At 66.5% G+C, this 6347-nt stretch carries 7 protein-coding genes; 4 read left to right on the forward strand and 3 right to left on the reverse strand.

All coding sequences use genetic code 11. The annotated features are described in order from the left end of the window. Both JHD07_RS29665 and JHD07_RS29670 read left to right on the forward strand, forming a co-directional pair. The coding region (locus JHD07_RS29665; RefSeq protein WP_291628604.1) for a hypothetical protein at positions 1-182 on the forward strand (182 nt) is incomplete at its 5' end. Between the two features lie 11 nt (positions 183-193). After that, positions 194-1801 (forward strand): PEP/pyruvate-binding domain-containing protein, encoded by a 1608-nt coding sequence (locus JHD07_RS29670; RefSeq protein WP_291628606.1) that lies wholly within the window; start codon positions 194-196, stop codon positions 1799-1801. A 242-nt stretch (positions 1802-2043) separates the two neighbouring features. On the opposite strand, the gene JHD07_RS29675 is transcribed toward JHD07_RS29670, so the two are convergent. Then, positions 2044-2886, reverse strand: coding sequence for an RMD1 family protein (locus JHD07_RS29675; RefSeq protein ID WP_291628608.1), 843 nt, complete (start codon positions 2884-2886; stop codon positions 2044-2046). 316 nt (positions 2887-3202) lie between these two features. Here JHD07_RS29675 and JHD07_RS29680 point away from each other — a divergent pair, with 316 nt between their 5' ends. Then, positions 3203-3778: a glycosyltransferase gene (locus JHD07_RS29680; protein WP_291628610.1), complete on the forward strand. Its 576-nt coding sequence runs from the start codon at positions 3203-3205 to the stop codon at positions 3776-3778. Between the two features lie 63 nt (positions 3779-3841). Next, the gene (locus JHD07_RS29685; protein ID WP_291628611.1) at positions 3842-4801 is read left to right on the forward strand and encodes a helix-turn-helix domain-containing GNAT family N-acetyltransferase; all 960 of its coding nucleotides are present in this window, start codon (positions 3842-3844) and stop codon (positions 4799-4801) included. 202 nt (positions 4802-5003) lie between these two features. Here JHD07_RS29685 and moaB read toward each other — a convergent pair whose 3' ends face one another. Together moaB and JHD07_RS29695 are read right to left on the reverse strand one after the other, a co-directional pair. Next, on the reverse strand, positions 5004-5567 hold the full coding sequence (gene moaB / locus JHD07_RS29690) for a molybdenum cofactor biosynthesis protein B (protein ID WP_291628613.1): 564 nt from the start codon (positions 5565-5567) through the stop codon (positions 5004-5006). Positions 5568-5719: 152 nt separating this feature from the next. After that, positions 5720-6347 (reverse strand): neutral zinc metallopeptidase (locus JHD07_RS29695; RefSeq protein WP_291628614.1); only part of this gene is annotated, 628 nt, incomplete at its 5' end.

Raw genomic sequence — 6347 nt, forward strand, 5'->3', positions numbered from 1 at the left:
CGGAACACGCCGCGGACAGCCGCGAACGCGCGACGACCGCGCTTGTCTTCGGCGGCGGCTTCGACGTCGCGACCTCGCTGTCGGTGATCGAGCTCGCCCGCGCCGTCGAGCGCGCTACCGACCGCTTCGCCGCGTTCGGCCATCTGCTCCGCCGTCACATCATGATCGATCTCGCAGCCTGAGGAAGCTACCCATGCATATCGTGCGTATCGGCGCTGATGCCGCCGACTTGCGGCCCGCGGAAGAGATCGGCGCCAAGGCCGCCAATCTCGCCCGCATGGCCGCGCTGGGCCTGCCGGTGCCGCCCGCCTTCGTGCTCCCGGTCAAGCTCTGCGCCGAAATCATTGCCGGCCATGCGCATGCCACGCGGCATCTGCGCGACGGCTTGAAGGAAGGCATCTCGTTCCTCGAGAGCGCCACCGGAAAGCGCTTCGGCGACCGCCGGCAGCCGCTGCTGGTGTCGGTCCGCTCGGGGGCTGCGCGGTCGATGCCCGGCATGCTCGAAACCGTCCTCAATGTCGGCTGCACGCTGGACGCCGTGCACGGCCTGCTTCGTGCGACCGGCCGGCCGCGCCTCGCCTGGGATTGCCGGCGACGCTTCCTGGAGAGCTTTGGCGAGACCGTGCTGGAACGCGACCAAGCCGCTTTTGCGGCGTGCATCGCGGAGCTCGTCGCAGTCGAAGATGCCGGCAGCGACCGCGAGCTCGACAGCGAAGCGCTCGAGCGACTCGCCGGCCGCGAGCAGGCGGTGATCGAGGATCGCGCCGACGGCCTGCTGGAAGACGCGTTCGCCCAATTGGAGGCGGCAGCACAGGCAGTCTATCGTTCCTGGACGAGCGAGCGTGCGCTGACCTATCGGAGCCTCCAGCACCTCGAAACACTAGAAGGCACCGCCGTGACCGTGCAGGCGATGGTGTTCGGCAATGGCGGTCTCGCCTCCGGCGCCGGCGTGGCCTTCTCGCGCGAGCCATCCACGGGCGCACCACGCCCGATGATCGACCTCGTGCTCGATGCGCAGGGTGAAGACGTCGTCTCCGGACGGCGCGCGCCCGACACGACTGAAGCGATCGCACGCGAGCTGCCGAAGCTCGAATCGGAGCTTGGCGACGTCCTGAGGCGACTCGAGCAAGCCTTCGCCGACGTCCAGGACGTCGAGTTCACGGTCGAGAACGGCAAGCTCTGGATCCTCCAGACCCGGACGGCCAAGCGTACGCCGCGGGCCGCCGCCAGGATTGCGATCGACCTCGTGCATGAAGGCCTGATCTCGAAGGACGAAGCCTTGGAGCGGGTCGCCGAGATCGATCTCGCCTCGCTCACCGAAACCAGATTGGTTGCTCCAGGCCGGCCGGCGACGACCGGCATCGGCGCCTCCGGCGGCATCGGGATCGGGCGGGCGGCGTTCTCGTCCGAAAGCGCTCAGCGCCTCTCGGAGGCGGGCGAGCCGGTCATCCTGCTGCGCCCGGACACCAGCACCGCCGACGTCGCGGGCTTCGCGCTTGCCGCCGGCATCGTCACGTCCGTCGGCGCGCGCACCTCGCATGCGGCCCTGGTGGCGCGGCAAATGGGCAAGCCGTGCGTGGTGGGTTGCCGTGAGCTGAAGATCGATCCTGCCGCGAAGCAGGCCCAGCTCGGCAATCTCACACTTGCCGAAGGCGAGTGGATGACGATCGAGGGCGATGCCGGAGAGCTCTATCTCAGACGATGCGAGACGATCCGGACACGGCCCGAAGCGGAGCTCGCCGAGATCGCGGCGTGGCAGGCGCAATCCGGCCAACATGTCCGGCACGCCGCCGTGCCTTAAGGCGCGATGAGATTCGGATGAATCGCGGTCGCGCTCTAAGCAAAATGGCTTTAGGTTGAATCGATTGCAACGGGCTCGGTGCAACCTCTCCCGCTTGCGGGAGAGGTCGCGCCGAAGGCGCGGGTGAGGGCTTTCTCCTCTGGGGGTTATCCCATTGCGGAAACACCCTCTCCCCGGCCCTCTCCCGCAAGCGGGAGAGGGAGCGCACTTACGTTGTAGCAATCAAACTGATCTGATCATGCTTAGTGGCCGCTGCCGGTCAGGAGCTGAAAAGTCCCCATGGCGACCTCGATCAGGATCAACACCACGACGGCAATCTCCAGGCGGAGCGAGCGCTGGGTGTCGATGATGTCGGTGAGCGCGTTGGCGGTCTCTGACACCGCGGCAAGCTTGCGCTCGAGCGTGTCGAGGCGCTCCTTCAGCTCGTACTCGTCCTCCAGGCGCGAATAGAGCCGATCGAGCTCGGGCTTCTCCCAGAGCACGTCGGGCTTCTCGGCGATGGCGACGCGGCCGGCGACCCGCTGCTGCACCAGCAGCGCATTGCCGATCAATTGCAGGATGCCCTTGCGCCGTTGCGGCGTGCGGCCGTGTTCGGCGAGCTCCCGTGCAAACGGCTCGATCACGTCGAAGACCGCGGCGACGCGGCGCTCGTCGCGCGCCAGCGACGTGCTCTTGGCGAGCGCATCCGCAACCAGCAGCAGGCGGTCATCGGAGAATTTGGCAAGGCAAATCGGCCCGCCGGGCTGGATCGCCTCGGCAGCCTCGTCGTGGCAGAGCTGCGCCTGCGCGATCTCCTCCTCGTACGGGCTGAGCTCTCCGGTCACCCGCGATTTCAGATTGTCGATGAGAACCTTCTCCTCGGATGGAAGCAGCCCGATCAGCACGACGACGCCGTAGCGAAAGATCACGGCAAGACCGGCATGGACACGGAAGGCGGCCGGCGTCGAGGACACCAGCGTTCCGATCTCGAGGCCGGACGCATTGATGCGGTCGCCCAGCATCAGCGCACGGATCCGCAAGGGCGGCGCAGCCTCTTGCTTCGGCGATGTTGGCGCGGTGCCAACGGCGAGATGATCGGCGTTCATATGAAGCGTCTCCCGCGAGCAAGATCACACATTTCGTTCGACTTTTCCTGCAACCCGCATCCGCAAGCGACCAAGTGCCTTCGCAGCGCGATGTCGCCATGAGGCACTCGGGCCAATGCCGCCGGGTGGGACTTGTGCCGAAACATTCGGCAAAATTACCGGCCGCGCAGGACACATTAGGCTGCAATGACCTGCTGCGGTTTACCATCGCACGCCGCGGCACCGCCGGAAAGTTGCACTCGGCCACGCTACGGGTTTATGACAGCCGCATGCAGCGCTACGCTTCTCCCGAATTGCGGACATTGAAGCCTCGATCATGCTGAGTGTCATCATTCCGACCGAAGGCGTCGAGCAGACGGCGGTCGCAACCCTCGCCGCGCTGGTCCCGGGCGCCGCTGCCGGCGTCATCCGGGAAGTCATTCTCGTCGACGGCACGCGCAACGGCGTGATCGAGCGCGTGGCCGACGTCGCAGGCTGCCGTTTCATCGCCTTCGAGGGGCAGTCCCAAGGCGCCGCGCTTGCCGCCGGCGCGCTCCAGGCCCGCTCGCCATGGCTGATGTTCCTGCCCGCGGGCGCCGTGCTGGAGACCGGCTGGATCGAGGAAACCACCCAGTTCATCCAGGCCGTCGCGACCAGCGGCCGGGATCGTGCCGCGGTGTTCCGCTATGCGCGCTCGCCCTACGCCAATACCGCGTTGCGCGACGTGCTCTGGGCCGTGGCTCGCCACCTCGTCGGTCCCCTCGGCGACCAGGGGCTGCTGATCGCACGAGATCATTACGACCGGATCGGCGGCTACCCGCCTCACGCCCGCCATTCCGAGGCGCGGCTGCTGCGGCGGCTCGGCCGGTCGTCCCGGACCATGCTGCGCAGCCGGATCGTCATGACCGGCTGACCCACCGATACGCTTGCCAATGTCAAATAATTAATTGACAATGGCAAGTATTGAGGTGATCCCATGCTGTCGACATCTTCACGGTCGAGCACGGCGTCCGTTCAGGACGCCTCCGACCCCATCGCAGCGGTCCGCGCTTTCAACCGCTTCTATACCCGCAAACTCGGCGTACTCGACCAGCACCTTGGCAACAGCGCGTTTTCGCTCAGCGAGGCGCGCGTGCTCTACGAACTGGCGCAGCGCGACGACCTCGCGGCTAAAGAGATCGGAAGCGAGCTCGGTCTCGATCCCGGCTATCTCAGCCGCATCGTCCAGAGCTTCGACGAGAAGGGGCTGATCACGCGAAAGCCCCTGCCCGCAGATCGCAGGCAATACCAGCTCAGCCTCACCGCCAAGGGCCGGCAGGCCTTCGCCAAGCTGAACCTGAGTTCGCAAAACGAGGTCGCCGCAATGCTGGCTCGGCTTTCGCCCGGCGATGCGAGCCGGCTCACGCAGGCCATGGCGACCATCGAGGCCGTGCTGGAGCCGCCTCGAAATCAGCCCGCCGCTTTCATGCTCCGCAGTCATCGCGTCGGCGACATGGGCTGGGTGATCTCCCGGCAGGCTGCCGCCTACGCCGCGGACTACAATTGGGACATCAGCTACGAGGCGCTGGTCGCCGAGATCTGCGCGCAGTTCATCAAGAACTACGACCCCGCGCGCGAGCACTGCTGGATTGCGGAGGTCGGTGGCGAGCCGGTCGGCTCGGTGTTTCTGGTGAAGGCCACTGACGACATCGCCAAGCTCCGCCTGTTGCAGGTGGAGAAGAAGGCACGGGGGCTCGGCGTCGGCCGCGCGCTGGTCGAGCAGTGCATCCAGGGCGCACGCGAGCGGGGCTACAGCAAGATGACGCTGTGGACCCAGAGCATTTTGGTGGCCGCGCGCGGGATCTATCAAAGCGCGGGATTCGAGCTGGTCGCGACGGAGCCGCATCACAGCTTCGGGCAGGACTTGATCGGCGAGACGTGGGAGCGGGATCTCTGACGATCTTGCAGCGAGCGAGATGCGCGTTGCTGCGCCCTCTCCCCTTGCGGTCAACTAGCAAACGCAAGCTCGTTTGGGTGAGGGGTATGTCTCCACAAGCATTGGTGCGCGCGGAGAGAACCCCTCATCCGGCGCTTCGCGCCACCTTCTCCCACATCCGCCTTCGCCAAGGCTTCGGCGGACTGAGGGAGAAGCGGAGAGTTCACACCGTCGCGCCCTGCGCCTTCGGCCGGCGCAGATGCTCGTCCAGGCGCGGCATGATCTCGACGAAATTGCAGGGGCGGGTGCGGTAGTCGAGCTGGCTTGCGAGGATGCCGTCCCAGCCGTCGCGGCAGGCGCCGGGCGAGCCCGGCAGGCAGAAGATGTAGGTCGCGCCCGCGACGCCCGCGGTGGCGCGGCTCTGGATCGTGGATGTGCCGATCTTGGCATGACTCAGCATGTGAAACGCGATCGAGAAGCCGTCCATGCGCTTCTCGAACAGCGGCTCGATTGCCTCCGGCGTGACGTCGCGTCCGGTAAAGCCGGTGCCGCCGGTGGTGATCACGACGTCGATGCCACTGTCGGCAATCCAGCGGCGGATCACGTCGCGGATCGTCTCGACATCGTCGGTGACGATTTCGCGCGCGGCAAGGTGGTGGCCCGCAGCTGTGAGGCGATCGACCAGGGTCTGGCCGGACTTGTCATCCGCGAGCGCGCGCGTGTCGGACACCGTCAGCACCGCGATGTTGAGCGGGATGAACTGCTTGGATTCGTCGATGGAGGCCATGACCTCACTCCTGTTTCCTCAACCACCGCCGTCATCCTGAGGTGCCCGCCCTGCGGTGCGAGCGCACCGCAGGGCGGGCCTCGAAGGATGGGCCACGGGCTCGTCACCCTTCGAGGCTCGCCAAGAGGCGAGCACCTCAGGATGACGGATAACTACAGCGCTCCCGCGCCGAACGTGTTGCAGGATTGGACCGTGCCCTGCTGATAGCCGATCATGAACCATTGCTTGCGCTGCGCCGCCGAGCCGTGGGTGAAGGAGTCAGGCACGACGCGGCCGGTGGCCTGCCGCTGCAGCGTGTCGTCGCCGATGGCGCTCGCCGTGGTCAGCGCGGCCTCGATGTCGCCGGGCTCGAGGAAGTTCGGGCGCTTCTTGGCCTCGCGATTGACCCAGACGCCGGACAGGCAATCGGCCTGCAGCTCGACCTTCACCTGCAGCGCGTTGGCCTCGGCCTTGCTGCCGGCCTGCTGCTGCAGCCGCGTCACGCGCGGAATGATGCCGAGCAGGTTCTGGATATGGTGGCCGACCTCGTGCGCGATGATGTAGGCGGTCGTGAAACTGCACGCCGACTTGCCGGAGCAGCCGCGAAAGCGTGTCTCGACCTCGCGGAAGAAGGCGGTGTCGAGGAAGATGGTCCGGTCGGGTGGGCAGTAGAACGGTCCCATGGCCGACTGCGCCATGCCGCAGCGTCCGCCATTGGTCGCGTTGCGGAACAGGACGATCTTGGGACCGGTATAGGTCTGGCCGTTGGCCTGGAAGATTTCGGTCCAGCGGTCGTCGATT

It is taken from the genome of Bradyrhizobium sp. (assembly GCF_016462955.1).
Taxonomy (GTDB): Bacteria; Pseudomonadota; Alphaproteobacteria; order Rhizobiales; family Xanthobacteraceae; genus Bradyrhizobium.

What these genes read in the sequence shown, in the direction of transcription:
- moaB (WP_291628613.1), bottom strand. Translation starts at nt 5,567, where the DNA reads ATGGCCTCCATCGACGAATCCAAGCAGTTCATCCCGCTCAACATCGCG.
- JHD07_RS29675 (WP_291628608.1), bottom strand. Translation starts at nt 2,886, where the DNA reads ATGAACGCCGATCATCTCGCCGTTGGCACCGCGCCAACATCGCCGAAG.
- JHD07_RS29685 (WP_291628611.1), top strand. Translation starts at nt 3,842, where the DNA reads ATGCTGTCGACATCTTCACGGTCGAGCACGGCGTCCGTTCAGGACGCC.
- JHD07_RS29670 (WP_291628606.1), top strand. Translation starts at nt 194, where the DNA reads ATGCATATCGTGCGTATCGGCGCTGATGCCGCCGACTTGCGGCCCGCG.
- JHD07_RS29680 (WP_291628610.1), top strand. Translation starts at nt 3,203, where the DNA reads ATGCTGAGTGTCATCATTCCGACCGAAGGCGTCGAGCAGACGGCGGTC.